The 19969-nt window shown below is 69.8% G+C and carries 21 protein-coding genes; 16 read left to right on the top strand and 5 right to left on the bottom strand.

The window, feature by feature from the left end:
* Nucleotides 1-14 precede the first annotated feature (14 nt).
* The gene (locus LQ757_RS00870) at nt 15-1052 is read right to left on the bottom strand and encodes a zinc-binding dehydrogenase (RefSeq protein ID WP_231045327.1); all 1038 of its coding nucleotides are present in this window, start codon (nt 1050-1052) and stop codon (nt 15-17) included.
* A 153-nt stretch (nt 1053-1205) separates the two neighbouring features.
* Here LQ757_RS00870 and LQ757_RS00865 point away from each other — a divergent pair, with 153 nt between their 5' ends.
* The 6 genes from LQ757_RS00865 to LQ757_RS00840 all read left to right on the top strand — a co-directional run bounded on the left by LQ757_RS00865 (nt 1206) and on the right by LQ757_RS00840 (nt 7703).
* Entirely contained in the window at nt 1206-2087 is an 882-nt protein-coding gene (locus LQ757_RS00865) for a helix-turn-helix transcriptional regulator (RefSeq protein ID WP_231045326.1), read from the top strand.
* A gap of 140 nt (nt 2088-2227) precedes the next feature.
* Nucleotides 2228-3739 (top strand): (Fe-S)-binding protein, encoded by a 1512-nt coding sequence (locus LQ757_RS00860; protein WP_231045325.1) that lies wholly within the window; start codon nt 2228-2230, stop codon nt 3737-3739.
* Between the two features lie 14 nt (nt 3740-3753).
* Nucleotides 3754-5259: an FAD-binding oxidoreductase gene (locus LQ757_RS00855; RefSeq protein WP_231045324.1), complete on the top strand. Its 1506-nt coding sequence runs from the start codon at nt 3754-3756 to the stop codon at nt 5257-5259.
* 3 nt (nt 5260-5262) lie between these two features.
* Nucleotides 5263-5550, top strand: a complete 288-nt coding sequence (locus tag LQ757_RS00850; RefSeq protein ID WP_231045323.1) for a YciI family protein — start codon at nt 5263-5265, stop codon at nt 5548-5550.
* Nucleotides 5551-5607: 57 nt separating this feature from the next.
* Entirely contained in the window at nt 5608-6657 is a 1050-nt protein-coding gene (locus LQ757_RS00845) for an LLM class flavin-dependent oxidoreductase (protein WP_231045322.1), read from the top strand.
* A gap of 71 nt (nt 6658-6728) precedes the next feature.
* Nucleotides 6729-7703, top strand: a complete 975-nt coding sequence (locus tag LQ757_RS00840) for a bile acid:sodium symporter (protein WP_231045321.1) — start codon at nt 6729-6731, stop codon at nt 7701-7703.
* Nucleotides 7704-7727: 24 nt separating this feature from the next.
* Here LQ757_RS00840 and LQ757_RS00835 read toward each other — a convergent pair whose 3' ends face one another.
* A complete protein-coding gene (locus LQ757_RS00835; protein WP_231045320.1) occupies nt 7728-8621 on the bottom strand; it encodes a metalloregulator ArsR/SmtB family transcription factor in 894 nt (297 codons plus the stop codon).
* Between the two features lie 91 nt (nt 8622-8712).
* Entirely contained in the window at nt 8713-10056 is a 1344-nt protein-coding gene (locus LQ757_RS00830; protein WP_231045319.1) for an NAD(P)-binding domain-containing protein, read from the bottom strand.
* A gap of 91 nt (nt 10057-10147) precedes the next feature.
* On the opposite strand from LQ757_RS00830, the gene LQ757_RS00825 reads away from it, so the two are divergent.
* The 5 genes from LQ757_RS00825 (at nt 10148) to LQ757_RS00805 (ending at nt 13675) form a co-directional block, all read left to right on the top strand.
* Entirely contained in the window at nt 10148-10522 is a 375-nt protein-coding gene (locus tag LQ757_RS00825; RefSeq protein ID WP_231045318.1) for an ArsR/SmtB family transcription factor, read from the top strand.
* Nucleotides 10523-10582: 60 nt separating this feature from the next.
* Nucleotides 10583-11767 carry a low temperature requirement protein A gene (locus LQ757_RS00820; RefSeq protein ID WP_231045317.1) on the top strand — a complete coding sequence of 395 codons (1185 nt, stop codon included), beginning with the start codon at nt 10583-10585 and terminating at the stop codon, nt 11765-11767.
* Nucleotides 11768-11832: 65 nt separating this feature from the next.
* Nucleotides 11833-12243: an arsenate reductase ArsC gene (locus LQ757_RS00815; RefSeq protein ID WP_231045316.1), complete on the top strand. Its 411-nt coding sequence runs from the start codon at nt 11833-11835 to the stop codon at nt 12241-12243.
* A 12-nt stretch (nt 12244-12255) separates the two neighbouring features.
* Nucleotides 12256-13290 (top strand): thioredoxin-disulfide reductase, encoded by a 1035-nt coding sequence (gene trxB, locus LQ757_RS00810; protein WP_231045315.1) that lies wholly within the window; start codon nt 12256-12258, stop codon nt 13288-13290.
* 37 nt (nt 13291-13327) lie between these two features.
* Nucleotides 13328-13675 (top strand): three-helix bundle dimerization domain-containing protein, encoded by a 348-nt coding sequence (locus LQ757_RS00805; protein ID WP_231045314.1) that lies wholly within the window; start codon nt 13328-13330, stop codon nt 13673-13675.
* 9 nt (nt 13676-13684) lie between these two features.
* Here LQ757_RS00805 and LQ757_RS00800 read toward each other — a convergent pair whose 3' ends face one another.
* Both LQ757_RS00800 and LQ757_RS00795 read right to left on the bottom strand, forming a co-directional pair.
* Complete coding sequence (locus LQ757_RS00800) at nt 13685-14239, bottom strand: YbaK/EbsC family protein (protein ID WP_231045313.1); 555 nt, start codon at nt 14237-14239, stop codon at nt 13685-13687.
* A gap of 70 nt (nt 14240-14309) precedes the next feature.
* Nucleotides 14310-15059 carry a GntR family transcriptional regulator gene (locus LQ757_RS00795; RefSeq protein WP_231045312.1) on the bottom strand — a complete coding sequence of 250 codons (750 nt, stop codon included), beginning with the start codon at nt 15057-15059 and terminating at the stop codon, nt 14310-14312.
* A gap of 162 nt (nt 15060-15221) precedes the next feature.
* On the opposite strand from LQ757_RS00795, the gene LQ757_RS00790 reads away from it, so the two are divergent.
* Genes LQ757_RS00790 through LQ757_RS00770 form a run of 5 tightly spaced genes read left to right on the top strand, consistent with a single transcriptional unit; the run spans nt 15222 to nt 19959 of the window.
* Entirely contained in the window at nt 15222-16151 is a 930-nt protein-coding gene (locus LQ757_RS00790; protein WP_231045311.1) for a phosphate/phosphite/phosphonate ABC transporter substrate-binding protein, read from the top strand.
* A 40-nt stretch (nt 16152-16191) separates the two neighbouring features.
* On the top strand, nt 16192-17016 hold the full coding sequence (gene phnC, locus LQ757_RS00785) for a phosphonate ABC transporter ATP-binding protein (protein WP_231045310.1): 825 nt from the start codon (nt 16192-16194) through the stop codon (nt 17014-17016).
* Complete coding sequence (locus tag LQ757_RS00780) at nt 17016-17285, top strand: hypothetical protein (protein WP_231045309.1); 270 nt, start codon at nt 17016-17018, stop codon at nt 17283-17285. Before phnC ends, LQ757_RS00780 begins: the two co-directional genes overlap by 1 nt.
* 11 nt (nt 17286-17296) lie before the next feature.
* Nucleotides 17297-18793, top strand: coding sequence for a PhnE/PtxC family ABC transporter permease (locus LQ757_RS00775; protein WP_231045308.1), 1497 nt, complete (start codon nt 17297-17299; stop codon nt 18791-18793).
* Nucleotides 18790-19959, top strand: coding sequence for a TIGR03364 family FAD-dependent oxidoreductase (locus tag LQ757_RS00770; protein WP_231045307.1), 1170 nt, complete (start codon nt 18790-18792; stop codon nt 19957-19959). Before LQ757_RS00775 ends, LQ757_RS00770 begins: the two co-directional genes overlap by 4 nt.
* The last annotated feature ends 10 nt before the right edge of the window (nt 19960-19969 follow it).

Genomic DNA, 19969 nt, shown 5'->3' with positions numbered 1-19969 from the left:
GACATCCGATCGCATCACGGCTCGACGATCACCTTGAGGGCCTCGCGCGCGTCCATTGCCCGGTAGCCCTCGGGCGTGTCGTCGAGGGCGACGGTGCGGTCGAACACGCGGCCGGGGTTCACGGTTCCGTCGAGCACGGCGGGCAGCAGCCGGTCGATGTAGGCGCGCACGGGCGCGGGGCCGCCGGTGACGGTGATGTTGGGGCCGAAGAGGCTGCCGAACCCGACGGGGGCGTTCTCGTACTGCGGAACGCCCACGCGGCTGATGACGCCGCCGGGGCGCACGACGCCGACGGCCTGGTCGTATGCGGGCATGTGGCCGACCGCCTCGAGCACGACGTGCGTGCCGTCGCCGCCCGTGAGGTCGCGCACCGCGGCGATGCCCTCGGCACCGCGTTCGGCGACGACGTCGGTGGCGCCGAACTCGCGCCCGAGGTCGGTGCGGGCCGAGTGGCGTCCCATGAGGATGATGCGCTCGGCGCCGAGCTGCTTCGCCGAGAGCACGGCGAGCAGTCCGACGGCGCCGTCGCCGATGACCGTGACGGTCGTCTCGGCCGAGACGCCGCCCATGAATGCGGCGTGGTAGCCGGTGCCGTAGACGTCGCTCAGGGTCAGCAGTGACGGGTAGAGCGCCGGGTCGACCTCGCCGGGCATCTTCACGAGCGTGCCGTCGGCGAGCGGTACGCGCACCGCCTCGGCCTGGCCGCCGCCGGCACCGCCGGTGTTCCAGAAGCCGCCGTGGCGGCACGAGGTGTGCAGCCCCTCGCGGCAGAAGTCGCAGGTGCCGTCGGACCACGCGAACGGCGCGATCACGAAGTCGCCGACGGCGAGGGTCGCGACCTCGGCACCGATCGCGTCGATGACACCGATGAACTCGTGGCCCATCGAGATGCCGTCGGGTGTGTGCGGCAGGCTGTGGAACGGGTGCAGGTCGCTGCCGCACACGCACGCGCGCACGACACGCACGATCGCGTCGGTCGGATGGACGATGATGGGGTCGGGCACGGTCTCGACGCGAACGTCGCCGGCGCCGTAGATGAATGCGGCTCGCATGGGTCTCCAGGGGATCGGGGGTCGCAATAGATCGGATGTCGCGACTTCGGGTTCATCCATCGAATCTCGCCGCGCGCGATCGAGGGAGTGCCGGGTCTTCCGGGTACCGGCAGTACCTCCTTTAAGAGCGTGACCCGGCGTAGCGTCGAGGACATGGACCACAAGACCGAGGTGCGCGAGTTCCTCGCGACTCGGCGCGCCCGGATCACGCCCGACCGCGCGGGCCTGCCCGCCTACGGCGGGAACCGGCGGGTGCCCGGCCTGCGCCGGGAAGAGGTCGCGATGCTCGCCGGCATGAGCGTCGACTACTACACGCGCCTCGAGCGCGGCAATCTCGCCGGGGTCTCCGAGAGCGTGCTCGAATCCCTCGCGCGCGCCCTGCAGCTCGACGAGGCCGAACACGCCCACCTCTTCGATCTGGCCCGAACCGCGAACACCGGCACGAAGCCGCGCGCTCGCCGGAACGCGGCGCCGACGGTGCGGCCCGCAGTGCAGCGCATCCTCGACTCCATGCAGGGCGTGCCGGCGTTCATCCGCAACGGCCGCCTCGACGTGCTCGCCGCGAACACCCTCGGCGAGGCGCTGTACTCCGAGCTCTACGCGAACCCCGCCCGGCCCGTGAACCACGCGCGGTTCGCGTTCCTCGACCCACGCGCCACGCGGTTCTGGGCCGACTGGGACCGTGCCGCCCGAGACACCGTCGCGATCCTGCGCTCGGAGGCCGGCCGACACCCCTACGACCGCGCGCTCACCGACCTCGTCGGCGAGCTCTCGACGCGCAGCGACGCGTTCCGCACCCTGTGGGCCTCGCACGACGTGAAGTTCCACCGCACGGGAGCCAAGACCTTCAACCACCCGGTGGTCGGGCCGATCCTGCTCGACTTCGAGGCGTTCGAGCTGCCCGCCGATGACGGCCTCACGATCCTCGCCTACAGTGCCGAGCCCGGCACGGCCGCGTCCGACTCGCTCGCACTGCTGGCCAGCTGGGCGGCGACCCGCCACGAGATCGTCGACCCCGCAAGCGATCGCAGCTGACGGGACATCCGATCGCATCACCGGATGTGACCCTTGATTCGGGATGTCATGTCCGCGAGGATGACTCATGTCGCAGTCCGACGTCGCTTGCTCGTTCCGGACCACACGCCGGAGCGGGTTCTACTCGCCGAGGAGTTGCCGTGACCGACCTCGACCACGACGCGCAGGCGTCCGCCGATCCGCTCCTGGCGCCGTTCACGCCCGGAATGCACGGCAATCCGCCCGAACTCGCCGAGCTGACGCGGAACGACGAGATCGTGCCGCAGGTCGTCATCCCGCTCGCTGATGTGAAGACTCGCGAGTTCGTCGAGGAGTGGCACAACGCCTCGTACAACTGCTACTCGTCGGGCCACAAGTTCTGCCGCGAGGTCTGCCCCGTCGTGACCGAGACCCGCAACGAGTCGTGGAGCCCGACGGCGTTCCACGCGAACGTCGTCGCGATGGAGCGCGGCGAGCTGACCATCGAGGACGTGGCCGCCGACTACGTGAACTGCACGGGGTGCGGCGCTTGTGAGCTGCGGTGCCCGAACACCCTGTACACAGGCGACTTCTACCGGTTCCGCACGCGAACGGTCGACGTCGTCAAGGCGGCGCGGGCGCTCGCGGTCGAGTCCGGTGTCCACCAGGAGGGCTATCGGTCGTGGAACGCCCGCACGGCCGAGCGCAGTCACGAGCCGGTGCTCGGCGAGGTGCCGGTGGGCCAGGACACCGTGCGCGACTGGGCCGACGGCCTCGGCATCCCCGTCGGCGGCGAGACGATCCTCTTCGTGGACTGCGAGGCGGCCTTCTACCGCACGTCGGTGCCGCGCGCCGTGGCGCAAGTGCTGCAGAAGGCCGGATACGAGTTCGGGCTCATGGGGGAGCAGTGGTGCTGCGGCGGCCCGGCCGCAGAGATGGGCTACGTCGACCAGGCCCGCACGTTCGCCGAGCACAACCTGGCGTCGTGGCGGGCCACCGGGACGAGGCGGCTCCTCGTGCTCGACCCGCACGACTACATCAGCTTCACCGAGGACTACCCGAAGTTCTTCGGGGCGGACTTCGACCTCGAGGTGGTGCTCGTCGTCGAGTTGTTCGCCGAGATGATCCGCGACGGCCGACTCGTGCCCGACGTCGCCGTCGACCGCGCGATCACCTACCACGACCCGTGTCGGCTCAACAAGCGCAAGGGCATCTGGAAGGAGCCGCGCGAGGTGCTCCGCTCGATCCCCGGGCTGCGGTTCGAAGACGTCGACCGGGTCACCCAGTGGTCGTACTGCTCGGGCGCCGGCGGGGGACTCGCGGTCGAGAAGCCCGAGCTCACGGCCGCGATCAGCGCACGGCGCCTCGACCACGCCGGCCGGCTCGACGTCGACACACTCGTCAGCGCGTGTCCGTGGTCGGAGCGCCCGCTCACCGAGGCGGGCGACGACGTCGACATCGACGTGCTCGACATCCACGAGCTGCTCGCGACGTCGCTCGGCATCGAGGTCGGCGGATCGCGCGGCGAGACCGGCGACCGCCGCCTCGCCCAAGCGCGCACCGGCGCCATGGGGCGCGTGCGCCGCACCAAGGGCGCTCGCGGTCCGGGTGATGCGCCGAGCGGTGCCGGTTCGGGTGATGCGCCGGGCGGTGCCGGTTCGGATGCCGCGGGCTCGGGTGCGGGCGACCGCTGAAGGGGAGCGTACCGATGACGATCATGCTCGAGGACGTCGACGAGGTCGTCCGCGCCCTGCGCACCGTGCTCGCCGATGAACAGATACTCACGGGTCGCGCCGACCGCTTCAACCGGGCGAGGGTGCCGGCGCCGTTCCCGGTGCACCGCTGGGCCGAGCGGGTCCCCGACCTCGTGGTGCTGCCGACCTCGACCGAGCAGGTGGCCGCGATCGTGAAGATCGCCCACGACCTGCGGGTGCCGGTGGTTCCCCGCGACGGGGGCACGGGACTCACCGACGGTGCGGTGCCGCTGCGCGGCGGCATCCTGATCGACGTCAAGCGCATGAACCAGGTCCATGAACTCGACCTCGTGAACCGCACCGTCACGGTCGGCACGGGTATCAACATGCTCAAGCTCAACGAGTACCTCGCCCCGTACGGCCTCTTCTACCCCGACGACCCCGCGTCGTACCCGTGCTCGCTCGTGGGCGGACGAATCGGCACGAGCGGCTGGTCGCTCATCGGTGCACGCTACGGCCACACCCGCGACCTCGTGATGAGCTTCGACCACGTGCTGCCGACGGGCGAGGTCATCCACGTCGGCGACGGCATCGGGCACAAGGTGTCGAAGTCTTCGAGCGGCTACCAGCTCAAGCACCTCTTCATGGGCCACCAGGGCACGCTCGGGATCGCGACACGTGCGACGCTCAAGCTCTTCCCGAAGCCCGAGGCCGAGCTCTCGCCGTTCTGGGCGTTCTACAACTACGACGACGCGTACGCGTGCACGGGCGCGCTCGCGCGGGCCGGCGTGGCGACGTTCGCGGGGGCGGTGCTCTTCGATGAGCACAAGGTGGCCTACCTGCGGCGCGACGACGAGGCGTACATCCCGCAGCCCAACGACGTGCGGGCGCTCGTGTGCGCCGTGATGTACGGCTGGGACGACGAGGTGCGCGCGGGCGGCAGACGTCTGTTCCGGATCGCGAAGGAGCACGGCGCGCGCTATCTCGGCGACGAGATCTCCGAGGGCGACTGGGCGGCGCGCCACGACCGCTATGCGACCCCGCTGCACGGCCGCACGAAAGACGGCCAGGTCGTGCCCATGAGCTGGCACTGCGAGGACGCGGCCATCAACTATTCGCAACTGCCGTCGGTCACCAGGGCGTGGCACGAGATCGTCGCCGACCTGCGACGTCGCACCGACGTCTTCGACGACTGGGGGATGTTCGCGTACACCCAGGGGAGCACCGGCGTGGACTACCTCACCGAGATCGACGTGGGCATCTGGGAGCAGCAGCTCGACGATCGCGCGTGGGCCATGTGGGTCGACGCGAAACGCAGGATCGCCCGCGTCACGCTCGACCACGGCGGCTCGATCAGCGCTTGCCACGGCTCGTGCCGCGAGGGCGAGGTCGACCTCGTGCCCGAGGAGCTCGGCCGAGGGTTCGACCTCATGCTCGACATCAAGCGCACTCTCGACCCGCACAACATCATGAACCCCGGCAAGTACCTGCTCGACCGGGCGTACCCCGAGGAGGGCTGAGCAATGGCGTTCCGGTACGAGGAGCAGATGCAGCCGCCTCCCCCGCAGCGGGTGACGGACGTTGCGATCACGACGCACGAGCACGTCTACGAAGTCGATCCGCGGCTCATGGAGCGCTGGGTCCTGCAGCAGGCGTTCCCGAACTGGGATTCGCTGCGCATCATGAACGCGCGCGGAGACCATCTCGCCTGGATGCACGCGCACTTCGCGAAGGGCGTCGTGACGGGGTCGGAGCTGCTCGCCGAGGTCGACGCCGAGGATGCGGCCGAGTCCTCGGAGCGGCATCCCTGACCGAATTCGCCTGTTCGAGATCCGCCCACCGCCCACCGCCCACCGAAGGAGATCATCATGAAGTTCAGCTACGTCATGCTGCCCGACTATCCGTTGGACCAGTCGCTGCGCTCGATCGAAGTCGCCGACGAGCTCGGCTTCCACGCCGTGTACGCCGCGGACGAGACGTGGCACAAGGACCTCTGGCTCCTATTCGCCGCAGCCGCCGACAGGACGAAGAACGTGCGGTTCGGGCCGAGCGCCTCCGGCGTCACCCTGCGCGAGCCGACGCTGATCGCCCAGGCGGCGGCGACCCTCGACGAACTCACGAACGGCCGTGCCGAGGTCGTGCTGTCGAGCGGCAACTTCGGCCTGCTGGCGGAGTACAAGATCGACTGGACCAACACGAAGGCGCTCTCGCGGGTGCTGGAGGGCGTGAAGGTCGTGCGGACGTTCCTCGACGACGGCACCATCACGATGGATGGGGAGTTCTTCTCGTACGCCGGCCTGTTCACGTTCGCGCGACCCGTGCAGAAGCGGGTGCCCGTCATGATGGGTGCGATGCGCGGGCCCAAGTCGTTCGAGGCGAGCGCGGAGTTCTCCGACGGCTGCCATCACGCACTGAGCTACACGCGTGAAGCATACGAGTACATGATGGAGCACTGCAGGATCGGTGCCGAACGGGCGGGCAAGAACCTGCAGGACCTCGATCTGGGCGCCTGGGTCGTGTTCTCGGTCGGCGAGGAGTCCGGGCCGGCCAAGGATGCGGCGCGCTCCATGGTCGGACTCTACGCGTCGTCGATGCCGCACGAGCAACTGCGCCGCAACGGCGTCGAGCCCGAGGAGGTCGCCCCGATCATCGAGGCGATCGGCGCCGGCGACCTCGCCCGCGGGATCGAGCTCACGTCGCCCGAGCTCGCCGAGAAGCTCTCGATCGCCGGCACCCCCGAGGAGTGCCTCGAGAAGATCCAGCGCGAGATCGCGCCGACGGGGATCAACCACATGATCCTCGCCATCACCGACGCCGCCCTCGTCAAGTCGCTCATGGGCCGAGAGGTCGAGGGCGTCGCCGACGTCGACACGCAGCTGCGGCTGGTGCACGACCGGATCATGCCCGCGTTCGCGTAGGCGTTCACCGGCCCGATCAGTGCTGGGCGCGCATCGAGGTCGCAGGGTCGCCCGCTCCCTAGGCTGAGGGGATGCGGCGGCTGACGGAATGGTGGGACCGGCACCAGGTCGCGCTCTACATCGCCGCGATCCTCGTCGGTGGTGCGTTCGGGACGCTCGTTCCTTCGGCGGCGCCGGCGCTCGCGGCAGCGACGAATCCCGTGCTCGGGCTGCTGCTGTTCGCCACGTTCCTCGGAGTGCCGTTGATCGAGGTGGGGCGCTCGTTCCGCGACATCCGATTCCTCACGACGGTGCTCGTCGTCAACTTCGTCGTCGTTCCCATCGTCGCCTACGCGCTCTCGCGCTTCGTCGCCGACGATCGAGGCCTGCTCATCGGGGTGCTGCTCGTACTGCTGACCCCGTGCGTGGACTACGTGATCGTGTTCACGGGACTCGCGGGCGGCGCCCGGGCGCGGCTGCTCGCGGCGACGCCGCTGCTGATGCTGCTGCAGATCGTGCTGCTGCCGGCGTACCTGTGGCTCTTCGCGAGCGGCGACGGGGTCGAGGGCATCGACGTCGGGCCGTTCGTCGAGGCGTTCGTCTTCCTCATCGCCCTGCCGCTCCTGGCGGCCGGTGCCCTGCAGCTCGTCGCACGCCGGCACCAGTGGGGGCGATCGGTCGAGCGCGTGATGGCCGGTGCGATGGTGCCACTCATGATGCTCACCCTGGCGATCGTGGTCGGCTCGCAGATCGCCGGCGTGGGCGGTGCAGCGCTCACCCTCGTCCGCGTCATCCCGATCTACATCGCATTCCTGGCCGTCATGCTGTTCGCCGGCCTCGCAGCCGGGCGCGTCGCCCGCCTCGACGTCGCCCGGACCCGGGCGGTGGTCTTCAGCGGTGCGACCCGCAATTCGCTCGTCATCCTGCCGCTCGCGCTCGCCCTGCCGGCCGAGCTCGCGCTCGCTCCACTCGCGGTCGTGACGCAGACCCTCGTCGAGCTGATCGGCATGGTCGTGTTCGTGCGAGTCGTTCCGGTACTCGTGGCCGACGTGCGTTCGCGCCGTTGAGCGAACCGACGTGCCGTCGCGCCGTTAGGCGGACTCGAGCTCGGCGAGCAGCGATCGCACGCGCGCCTCGATGTCGTCACGGATGCGGCGCACCTGGGTGTGCGGCTTGCCGACCGGGTCGTCGAGGTCCCAGTCGAGATAGCGGCGCCCGGGGTAGACCGGGCACGCGTCGCCGCAGCCCATCGTGATGACGACGTCGGCGGCACGCACGACCTCGTCGGTCAACGGCTTCGGGTACTCGCCGGCGACCGGCACGCCGATCTCGTCGAGTGCGGTGACGATCGAGCTGCGCAGCTGACCCGCGGGCTCGGATCCGGCGGTGCGGACGTGCACGCGGTCGCCGCCCAGGTGGCGGAGGATGGCCGAGGCCATCTGCGATCGCCCGGCGTTCTGCACGCACACGAACAGCACCTCGGGGACCCCCGACGCCGGATGTGCGGAGTTGCGGGCGAGCGCGTCGAGGCGGTCGGCGGCGAACTGGGCGGCGAGCGACGGCAGGTACCGGTCGGTTCCGGGCCGTGCGGACAGGAGGTCGTAGCTCTCGCGCACGTAGCGCTCGACGGTCTCCTTTCCGAACGTGCCCCGATAGCGCTCGCTCAGGTCGGCCGAGACCCGCTCGATGACCGCATCGTCAGGGACGGAGCGCACCTGCTGCCCGAGCATCTCGCCGACGCGGTCGGCGTGCTCGGGGGCGAGCGAATACCAGGCCTTGCGCCCGTCGGGGATGCGCTCAACGAGACCCTCGTCGAGCAGGGTCTTCATATGGTGGCTCACGGTCGGCTGCCGCAGCCCGAGCTCGTCGGCCATCGACCCGACCTGCACGCGCCCGTCGGGGCTCTCGAGGATCTGCTTCAGGATCTTCGCGCGCGTCGGATCGGCGAGCACCCGGAGCCGGGTGGCGTCAGTCGCGACATCCATAGATCGAAGTCTATGCGCTGCAGGGCTGCGTGGTGCCGGGTCTCGCGGCGCGCTGGGTGCGCGCCGCGCGGCGCCGCGCGGCCCGCCGCCGTCAGCAGCAGCCCGATGCGCCCGACGCCTCGGGGCCGCACGAGGAACCGTCGGCCGCGAGGCTGGTCGAGCACACGCCGGTGGCGGGGAGGACGAGTGCGACCTGGCTGGCTGCGGCGACATCGCCCGCGAGCCATGCCGTGATCGAGCGGACCTGCTCGTAGCCGGTGGCGAGCAGGAACGTCGGTGCGCGGCCGTAGCTCTTCATGCCGGCGAGGAAGAATCCGGACTCGGGATGCTGCAGTTCGGCGAATCCGTGCGGCTCGACGGTGCCGCAGGTGTGCACGTTCGGGTCGATCAGCGGTGCGAGGCGTTTGGGGGCCTCGACGATCTCGTCGAGCTCGAGGCGGATCTCGCGGAGCATGTCGAGGTTCGGGCGGAACCCAGTGGCGTTGACGACGACGTCGGTGTCGTGCTCGACGAGTTCGCCGCTGCGGGCGCCGATGAGGCGAACGCCGTCGCCGGCGGGTGCGAGGCGGACGATCTCGAACCGGTCGACGACGGTGATGCGCCCTGCGTCCACGAGGGCGTCGACGCGGCGCCCGATGTCGGCGCGCGCGGCGAGTTCGTCGTCGTCGGAGGTCGTGACGCGGACGGCGCCGGCGTTGCGGATGAGCCACGTGATGCGGGTGCCGGCGTGCTGCTCGGCGAGCTCGGCGAGGGCGAGCAGCGTGTTCGCTGCCGAGTGGCCGGCGCCGACGACGGTGGTGTGCCGGCCGGCGAACGTGGCCCGGTCGCGGCCGAGCACGTCGGGCAGAGCGTGGCTGACCCGGTCGGCGACGTCGGCGAGGCCGAGCGGCTCGAGCCCGCTCGACGCGAGGCTGTTCGGACGCTCATAGGTGCCCGACGCGTCGATGACCGCTCGGGCGGTGAGCTCCTCGACGCCGTCGTCGGTGCGCGCGCGGAGCAGGAACGGGGTCTGTGCGCGGCGGGCGGTGCGGGTGCGGTCCATGCCCTGGCGGGTTACGGCGTCGATCGTGACGCGGGTGCGGATGCGCGAGGCGATCGGTTCGAGTCGCGCGAGCGGTTCGAGGTATTGCTCGACGAGGTCGGTGCCTGTCGGGAGCCGGTCGGGGGAGGGCAGCTGCCACCCGGTCGCCTCGAGCAGGCGCTGCGAGGCCGGGTCGACGACGTGCTTCCACGGGGAGAACAGGCGCGTGTGACCCCACTGCCGGATGCTCGACCCAACTTCGTCGCCAGACTCGTAGATCACGAAGTCGATGCCCCGCTCGACGAGGTTCGCGGCGGCGGCGAGACCGATCGGGCCGGCGCCGATGATCGCCACAGGCAGGGTATCGAGGCTGCGCTGCTGCAGGCTCGGAACGGTGAGGTCGATCAGCGTCATAATAGGTGCGCCTCCAAGGGCATCGATGTTCTTCGATATTGAGTGTGGCGACTATATCGAAGGTTGTCAATATTCGGCTAGCATGGGTCGCATGAGCACGACGATGCTGCAGGTCACCGATGTCACCGACGTCGCAGCCGACGCCGACTGCTGCACCCCGTTGACGCGCGAGACGATCGACGCCGACCGCGCCGAAGACCTCGCCCGCAAGCTCAAGGCCCTCGCCGACCCGACGCGGCTCCGGCTCGTCTCGATCGTCGCCGCGTCAGAGGGCGAAGAGGCCTGCGTGTGCGACCTCATCGAGCCGGTCGGGCTCAGCCAGCCCACGGTGTCGCACCACCTGCGCATCCTCATGGAGGCCGGTTTCCTCAGCCGCAGCAAGCGCGGCACGTGGGCGTACTACAAGCTCGTGCCCGGCGCACTGGGGCAGCTGTCGCAGCTCCTCGACGTGACCGCATCGCGCTGACCCCTCCGCCACCGGCGCGACCTCAGGGGCCGCGCGCCGCCCGGGTGCCAAGATGACCACATGACGTTCGGCCTGCGACGTGACGTGCTGCGGCCCCATGAGACCCCGCGCGACGATCGGGTCACGTACGTCGAGCTGTTCTTCGACCTCGTGTTCGTGTTCGCGCTCACCCAGCTCGGCGCCTACCTGTACGAGCACCAGACGCCGCTTGGTGCGCTCGAGGGCGCCACGCTGCTGTGCGCGCTCTGGTGGGCCTGGGTGTCGACGACCTGGGTGACGAACTGGCTCGATCCGGTGCGCCTGCCGGTGCGGGCCGTCGTCATCGTGCTCGCGTTCATCGCCTACGTCATGAGCGTGTCCATCGCCGAGGCCTACGGCGACCGGGCGTGGGCGTTCGCGATCGCCTACGTGGTCTTGCAGGTCGGTCGAACCGGGTTCCTCGTGTGGGCGATGGCTCGCCACGACGGGCCGGCGGCCCGCGACTTCGCACACGTGTTCGCCTGGGCATCGGCCGGCGCCGTGCTCTGGATCGTCGGCGCGCTGCTGCCCATCTCGCTGCAGCTGCCACTGTGGATGGCCGCGGTCGCGCTCGAACTCCTCGGCAGCGCACTCGGGTACCCGATGCCCGGCCGGGGTCGCGTCTCGATCAGTGCGTGGGATGTCTCGGGGCCCCACATCGCCGAACGCACGGCGCTCTTCGTGCTCATCGCGCTCGGTGAGGGGCTGCTCGTCACCGGATTCGCCTTCGTCGCCACGGAGTCGTCGGTCGAGGCGGTCGTCGCGATCGGCACCGCGCTCGTGGCTGCCGCCGCGTGCTGGTGGATCTACTTCGACCACGGCGAACGCATCGGTTCCGACGTGATCGAGGCGTCGGAGTCGCCGGGCCGGCTGGCGCGTACCGCGTACACCTGGGTGCACCTCGCCGTCGTCGGCGGCATCGTGATGCTCGGCGTCGGCGACAAGGAGGTGCTCGCGCATCCGCACGAGCAGAGCCTCCCCGCCGTGGTGACGGTGCTCGGTGGGCCGTTGCTGTTCCTCGTCGGCACGTTGCTGTTCCGGCGTGTGCTCGAGCGACGCTGGGCGCGCGCCCAGCTCGGCGGGCTGCTCGTGCTCGCCGTGGTGGCCGCGTTCACGCCCCTCATCGACCCGCTCACGACCGGGGTGCTCGCCGCAGCCGTGCTGGTGCTGACGGCGGCGGGCGAGACGGTCGAGCGAGTGCGTCGCGGGCGCCCGCGAGGCGGGTGACCGGCCTCGGGTTCCCATTGCATAGATGGTGGTCTATCATTTGAGGAACGAGCGAAGGAGTCCCGATGACCGACAAGCCCACCGTGCTGTTCGTGTGCGTGCACAACGCCGGACGTTCCCAGATGGCCGCGGGGTACCTGCGTGAACTGGCGGGCGACCGCGTCGAGGTGCTGTCGGCCGGCTCCGAACCGAAAGACCGGATCAACCCCGTGGCCATCGAGGCGATGGCCGAAGAGGGCATCGACATCGCCGGCAACAGCCCGAAGATCCTCACGGTCGAGGCCGTCAAGGAGTCCGACGTCGTCATCACGATGGGCTGCGGCGACGCCTGCCCGATCTTCCCCGGCAAGCGCTACGAAGACTGGGAGCTCGACGACCCGGCCGGGCAACAGCTCGAGATGGTGCGTCGGGTGCGCGACGACATCAAGGGCCGCGTCGAGGCGCTGCTCGCCGAGATCGCGCCCGCGGCGGCATAGGGCGCGCCGGCCATGAGCATCGCGCACGGTGCGGTCGCCACCGACTCGGCGGTGGCGAAGAGCGTCGACAGGGCCGTCGAGAACGTCGTCGTGATCGGGTCGGGCCCGTCGGGCTACACGGCCGCGCTCTACCTCGCCCGGGCGGGCCTCGCGCCCGTCGTGCTCGCCAGCTCGGTCGAGGCCGGCGGCGCGCTCGTCACGACGACCGAGGTCGAGAACTACCCCGGGTTCGCCGACGGGGTCATGGGGCCCGACCTCATGGAGCAGATGCGCGCGCAGGCCGAGCGATTCGGCGCCCGCATCGTCTACGACGACGCGACCGAGGTCGAGCTCACGGGCGCTGTCAAGTCGATCCGCACGATCAACGGCGTCGAATACCGCGCTCACGCCGTGGTGCTCGCTATGGGCTCGGCCTACCGCAAGCTCGGCATCGAGGGCGAAGAGCGGCTCACCGGTCGCGGCGTCTCGTGGTGCGCCACGTGCGACGGGTTCTTCTTCAAGGGCAAGGACATCGCCGTGGTCGGCGGCGGCGACTCGGCGCTCGAAGAGGCGATGTTCCTCACCCGGTTCGCCGACTCGGTCACCCTCGTGCACCGTCGCGACTCGTTGCGCGCCTCGCGCATCATGCAGGAGCGCGCGTTCGCCAACCCGAAGATCAGGCCGCAGTGGAACTCCGAGGTCGTCGCCGTTGAAGGTGCCGACGGGCTCGAGCACCTGCAGTTGCGCGACACGCGCACGGGCGAGCGCGAGAGCCTCGCTGCGACCGGGCTGTTCATCGCGATCGGCCACGATCCGCGCAGTGAGCTCGTCGCCGGGCAGGTCGAGGTCGACGACGAGGGCTACGTCGTGGTGGAGCATCCGTCGACCAGGACGAATCTCGACGGCGTCTTCGCCTGCGGCGATCTCGTCGACAAGCGGTACCGCCAGGCCATCACCGCCGCAGGAACCGGATGCGCCGCGGCGCTCGACGCCGAACACTACCTGGCCGAGAACGGGCTCGCCGACCCGGTCGAGGAGCAACCTGCGATCGTGCTCGAGACGAGCTGACCCTGAACCGTCTGCACACGTCGGAAGGACCTGACCGATGAGCGAACGCGACGAAGAGCACGCGATCGACGACCTCGTCGCTCGCCTCTCGCAGAAGTTCCCGACCATGGCTCACGACCGCATCGCGACCGTCGTGCGCGAGGAGCAGCATCGACTCGATGAGGGCCGCGTGCGCGGCTTCGTGCCGGTGCTCGTCGAGCACGCCGCGCGCGACCGGCTGCGCGGCGAGGCCGAACCCGCCGACTCGCCGACCGATGACGTGGCCGCGCCCGGGGCCGTGCCGGCGCGCGGCCGCCAGCCCGTCGATCTCGATCCCATGGAGATCGAACGCAACTCGCGGCGCGGCGGGTTCCTGTTCGGCGATATCGGCGGCGGAAACGTCTGACGTCGCGCTTCAGGCGATCGCGATCGAGAGGGTCTCGGCGTTCGGCAGGCCTGCGAGGAGCGAGCCGGTCACGAGCAGTTTGGACCCGCGGATGCCGCTGCCGATGATCAGGCGCTCGTGCGCGGCGACCGACTCGTCGATGAGCAGCGGCCAGTCGTCGGGCAGCCCGATCGGTGTGATGCCGCCGTACTCCATGCCGCTGAGCTCGACCGCCTGGTCCATCGGCGCGAACGACAGCTTGCGCGCGCCGAGATATCGCCGCACCGCGCCGTTCACGTCGAGCCGGTCGGACCCGCGCACCATGCACGCCGCGTACCACGTGCGCTCGCCGCGGCGCGCCTGCACGATCACGCAGTTCGCGCCGTCGGCGGGGTCGATCTCGTAGTGTGCGCAGAAAGCGGCGGTGTCGGCGAGTTCCGGGTCGATGGCGGCCACGAGCGCCTCATCGGATGTGGCGACCGCCGCTTGCGCGACTGCCACCGCTCGTAGCGCTTCCGCCGTCGGCGCTGCGAGCAGGTCGGGGGAGTCGAGGGCGGCGGTGAAGTCGAGCGTTCCGAAGCGCATGAAGCGAGCGTACGATGCCTCGATCGCAGGGGTCGCGCTGCCGGACCCGCGCGCCGGCACTCGAGCGCGTTCAGCCGCCCAAGGGCCGCAGGAAGTGCTCACCCGAATTCGCGCGACCCGACGCCGCGACCGTGAACCGCACGATGTCGCTGCGATAGCGGTCGTCGGATGATTCGAAGACCCGCCCGTCGGCATCGCGGGTGATGCGCTTCAGGCGCAGGATCGGCGATCCGGGCTCGACCTCGAGCAGCGCGCTGTCGACGTCGTCGGCGGCGACGGCGTCGATCTCGTGCTCGACCTCGGCGGAGTGGAAACCTCGCTCGGCGAGATACTCGGTGATCGAGACGGTGTCGAGGTCGACGTCGAACAGCACGCGGCCGACCGCTTCGGTGTACGTGAGGCGCTCGAGCATGGTCGGCCGGCCGTCGAGCAGCCGGAGGCGCACGACGTGCACCGCGAGATCGCCGCGTTGCACGTGGAGATCGGCGGCCAGCTCCTCGTCGACGCGTCGCAGCGAGAGCTCCTGCGTGATCGCGCCGGGTGTGGTGCCGAGCTCGCGGGCCCAGCGCGTGAACGGGATGGAGACGTCGACGGCCTGGTGCGCCTTGCGTTCCAGGACTCGACTCGGGCGGCCGCGGGTGGTCTCGATGAGTCCCTCGGCGCGCAGTTCGGCGAGGGCGTTGCGGATGGGGCCGCGCGAGGTGTGCCACCGCAAGGCCAGCTCGCCCTCGGTCGGAACTTCGTCGCCGGGTGCGAGTTGTCCGTTCACGATGCGCTGTCGAAGGTCGTCGGCGATCTGCTTGTACACACTGGAGGCCACATAGGAATACTACATTGGGTGCTCCCGCCGAGAAAGCGGGGCAGGCGTTGTTCACATAGACATACATATTGTGAACAACACGTGAATCCCAGCAGAGATGGGCATACATCGTGGCAGGCTGGCAGCCGTCCACTCCGGCACACCCCTGCTCGAAAGGCTGCCATGTACACCCGCACCCTCACCTCCGCGCTCGCCCTGCTCGGGGCCGGCGCGCTCGCCCTCGGCCTCGCCGGTTGCTCGGCACCCGCCGATGCGAACGACGGCGGGGTCGCCGACGCCGGCTCCTCGTTCGCCGTCGACGAGAACACCCTCGTCTTCGGCGTCGTGCCCGACTCGGTCGACACCGAGACCAACTACCAGCCGCTCATGGACTACCTCGCCCAGGAGACCGGCAAGAACGTCGAGTACCACGAGTCCACGGACTATGCCGCCCTCATCGAGGCCGCCGTCGCCGGCAAGATCGACGTCGCCTCGTTCTCGGGTTTCACCTACGTGACCGCCACCAACAACGGCGCCGAGATCACCCCGATCTCATCGATCGTGACGGCAGAGGGCCAGGAGCCCGGCTACTTCTCACAGGCGATCGTGCCGGCCGGGAGCGATATCACCGACCTCGCCGGCTTCGAGGGAAAGAAAGTCTGCTTCGTCGACCCGTCGTCCACGTCGGGGTACCTGTTCCCGAGCTACAACCTGCTGAACGAAGGCATCGACCCCGAAGCCGACGTCACCCCGGTGTTCGCGGGCAAGCACGACGTGAGCGTCACGAAGGTCGGCGAGGGCGTCGAGTGCGAGGCGGGCTTCGCAGAGGACAGCGAGGTCGCCAAGAGCGACAGGGTCGAGATCGTCGCCGAGACCATGGTCCCGGGCGCCCCGATCGTCGTCTCGAACACCCTGCCCGAGGAGCTCGCGGCGCAGATCACCGACGTCCTCGGCGAGGTGACCATCGACGACATCATCGCCGCGGGCATCACGAGCGCCGACAGCGACGGATTCCGCTCCGTGTTCTTCGAGACCAAGCCGGTCGATGACGCGTACTACGACACCATCCGCGACATCTGCGAGAAGACCGACGCGGAGCAGTGCCAGGGCTGACCCCGGCACTGACGAACACCTACAGGAAACCGGAAGTGACATGAGCGACACATCCGTCATCGAAGTCAGCGGGCTCACGAAGGCGTTCGGCCGCACCGTCGCCCTGCGTCAGGCCGCGTTCAGCGTCGAGAAGGGCGAGATCGTCGTGCTGCTCGGACTCTCGGGCTCCGGAAAATCGACCCTGCTCCGGCACCTCGACGGGCTCGAGACGCCGACTTCCGGTTCCGTGCGCGTGCTGGGCAAGGAGGTGCCGTCGCTGAGCGGGCGGCACCTCCGCGCCCTGCGCAGTCGCGTCGGGTTCGTCTTCCAGCAGTTCGACCTCGTACCGTCGCTCACCGTGCTCGAGAACGTCGTCACGGGTGCGCTCGCCGGATTGCGGGGCCCCCGCGTGGGCCTGTGGAGCTACCCGAAGCGGTTGAAGCTCGCCGCGCTCGGCCACCTCGACCGGGTCGGCCTGCTCGATCGCGCGTACCAGCGCGCCGATACGCTCTCGGGCGGCCAACAGCAGCGGGTGGCCATCGCCCGTGCCCTCATGCAGGACCCCGAGATCCTGCTCGCCGACGAGCCCGTCGCCTCGCTGGACCCCGAGTCGAGCGAACAGGTCATGTCGCTCATCCGGGAGATCGCGATGGACGCCGGCCTCACCGTCGTCTGCAGCCTGCACCAGGTCGACCTCGCCATGTCATGGGCCGACCGCATCATCGGACTGCGTCACGGCGACGTCGTGCTCGACACCCACGTCGAGGGGCTCGGCAAAGCCGAGGTCATTGAGATCTACGGTCGCGTCGCGACGTCGACCGGTGAGCTCGAGGCGATCGAGCGCGAACTCACGGATGTCCCGTCCGGATCGGAATCCGTGCGTTGATGTCGACGCTCACCGCCCCCGTGCCGCGCCGCGCCGCGCCCCCCGCATCGGTCGCCGAGCGCGCGCCGCGACGCCCCATCTCGCCCGAGCGCATCGCCGCCGGGCTGACGCTCGTCACGATCGTCATCGTGGCCGCCGTCGCACTCGCCGACACGGGTATCTCGATCCCGAGCATGATCGAGAGCTGGGCAACGCCGAGCGGTTCTTCGCGCGCGTCGGACCCATCGAGTTCCCCGAAGCCGGCGAACTCCTGCACCTCACCGCGCTGACCGTCGGTCTCGTGCTGTGCGGCACGGTGCTCGCGGCGGTCGTCTCGGTCCCCGTCGCGTACATCGCCGCGGCCAACACCACCCCCGGGCGAGGTTGGCAGGCGTTGGGCCGCTTCGTCACCGTGCTCACGCGTGCAATCCCCGACGTCGTCCTCGCGATGGTGTTCGTTCTCATTTTCTCGCTCGGCACCCTGCCCGGCATCCTCGCGATCGGCATCCACTCCATCGGCATGATCTCCAAGCTCTTCGCCGACGCGATCGAACAGATCGACGAAGGGCCGCGTCGCGCCATCCGCGCCGCAGGTGGATCAAGGCTCCAGGAGTTCGCGAGCGGCATCCTGCCGCAAGTCCTGCCCTCGTGGGTCGCGACCGTGCTGCATCGCAACGACATCAACCTGCGCGGCTCGGTGATCCTCGGCTACGTCGGCGTCGCAGGGCTCGGGCTCGAGATGTCGTTCGCCTTCAAGTCGCTCGACTACGGGCTCGGCCTCGGCATCGCGCTCGTCATGTTCGCCCTGTGCGTGATCATGGAGGTCGTCTCGAGCGTGGTGCGCGCGGCGATGCTCGGCATCCAGCCGACCGGTCGAGGGCTCGGCGACCGTGTCGCGCGGCTGGCCGGTCGAGCGACCGCCGGTCGAGTAGCGATCGCCGGCGATCGCATCGGGACCTCAGTGGGTCTCGATACGCCTCCTTCGTCGGCTACTCGACCGGCGGCGCTCGCGGCAGCGCTGCATCGCCCGTGGGATGCGGTGCGCATCCGCAACACGGTGTGGGCGTGGATGGCGCTCGCGATCCTGGTGGGCAGCGTGATCGTCTGCGACATCCAGTGGGGCGACCTGATCACGGTCTGGGCGAAGATTCCCGAGATCGCCGTGCTGTTCTGGCCACCGGACTTCGGCAGCTACGACGCCGCAACGATGTTCGGGGCGATGGCGCAGACGATCGGCATCGCGCTCGCCGCCACCCTGCTCTCGCTCGTGTTCTCGATCGTGATCGGGTCGCTCGCGGCCCGGAACGTTGCGCCGAACGGCGCCACGCGCACATCGATGCGGCTCCTGCTGGTGACCATCCGCGGCATTCCGGAGGTGATCCTTGCGATCGTGCTCATCGTGATCACCGGTCTCGGCACGCAGGCGGGCACGATCGCGCTCGCCTTCGGTGGGGTCGGCCTGCTCGGCAAGCTGATCGCCGACTCCTTCGAAGAGGTGAAGTCGGGGCCCGAGCGCGCGTTGCGTGCGGCGGGTGCGTCGCGGAGCCAGGTCTACGCTTCGGCGACCCTCGCGCAGGGGACGCCCGCGCTGATCGGCCACGGTTTCTACCTGCTCGACACGAACATCCGGGCGGCGACGATCCTCGGCATCGTCGGCGGCGGCGGGATCGGCTACTACCTGCTCAACGCCGGTCAGGGTTCGAATTACCAGATGGTGACGGCGATCGTGCTCATGATCCTCGCCACCGTGCTTCTCGTGGAGGGAATCGCCGTGTGGATGCGGAGGGTGTTCCGATGAGCGCGACGATCGGGACGCGATTCGACGTCGCCGTGGTCGGCTCGGGGATCATCGGACTCGGAGCGGCACTCGCCGCGGTGCGCCGCGGACTGCGTGTCGTCGTCGTCGAGCGGGGCAGCGAGCCCAGCGGCGCTTCGATCCGCAATTTCGGGCATCTCTGCATCACGCCGCAGACCGGCATCGCGCTGCGGCACGGAGTCTCCGCACGCGAGATCTGGCTCGGGCTGGCGCGAGACGCGGGCGTCTGGCTGCGCGAGGCGGGCACGCTCGTCGTCGCTCGGTCCGATGACGAGCTCGCGGTGCTGCAGGCGCTCGCCGACGAGCGCGACCGCGCGCTCGCACCGGGCGAACGCGCCTCGGTCGAACTGCTCGGCGCCGCGGAGGCGAGCCAGCGGATACCGGTCGATCCCCGTGCCGTGATCGGCGGAGCGTGCCTCCCTGCCGATCTGCAGGTCGATCCCCGGCAGGCGCTCGGCGCGATCCGTGCATTCCTGGCCCGACGCGGGGTCGAGTTCCGCACCCGCACGACCGTCGGCGACGTCGGGCCGGGCCGCCTCTCGACGAGCCGAGGGCCGCTCCGTGCCGATCGGATCGTCGTCGCGGTGAACCACGACATCGACCAGCTGTACCCGGAAGTCGCCGAACAGCTCGGCATCGTCCGTTGCGGGCTCGACATGCTGCGGGTTCGGGCGAACCTGCGAGGACCGCTCGAGGCGCCGCTGCTCACCGGCTGGTCGTTGCTGCGGTACGGCGCCTTCAACGCCGTGCGCGAGGCATCCGTGCTTCGGGAACGGCTGCATGCCGAGCGGCCCGACCTCGCCGCGCTCGACCTCAATCAGATGTACACGCAACTGCCCGACGGCAGCATCATCGTCGGCGACACGCACTACCGCGGGGCGACCGTGACGCCGTTCCAGTCCGAGGCGGCCGCCCAGGCGCTGCTCGAGGAGTTCAGCGCGCTGTTCGGTGTCGGCACGCCCGCCGTCGTCGAGCGATGGCAGGGCGTGTACGCGAGCGGCCCGAACGACTTCCTCGACATCGAGATCGAGCCGGGCGTGCACCTCGCCGCCGCGACCACCGGCATCGGCATGACGACCGGGCTCGGCCTCGCCGAACATGTCGTCGCCGGCTTCGCCGACGTCGCCGTCGCCACCACCACCCCATGAAAGGCATCCC

This window comes from Agromyces cavernae (assembly GCF_021044935.1).
GTDB classification, from domain to species: Bacteria; Actinomycetota; Actinomycetes; order Actinomycetales; family Microbacteriaceae; genus Agromyces; species Agromyces cavernae.
The sequence above is the reverse complement of the archived record's forward strand: the minus strand, read 5'-3'. Positions and strand labels throughout refer to the sequence as shown.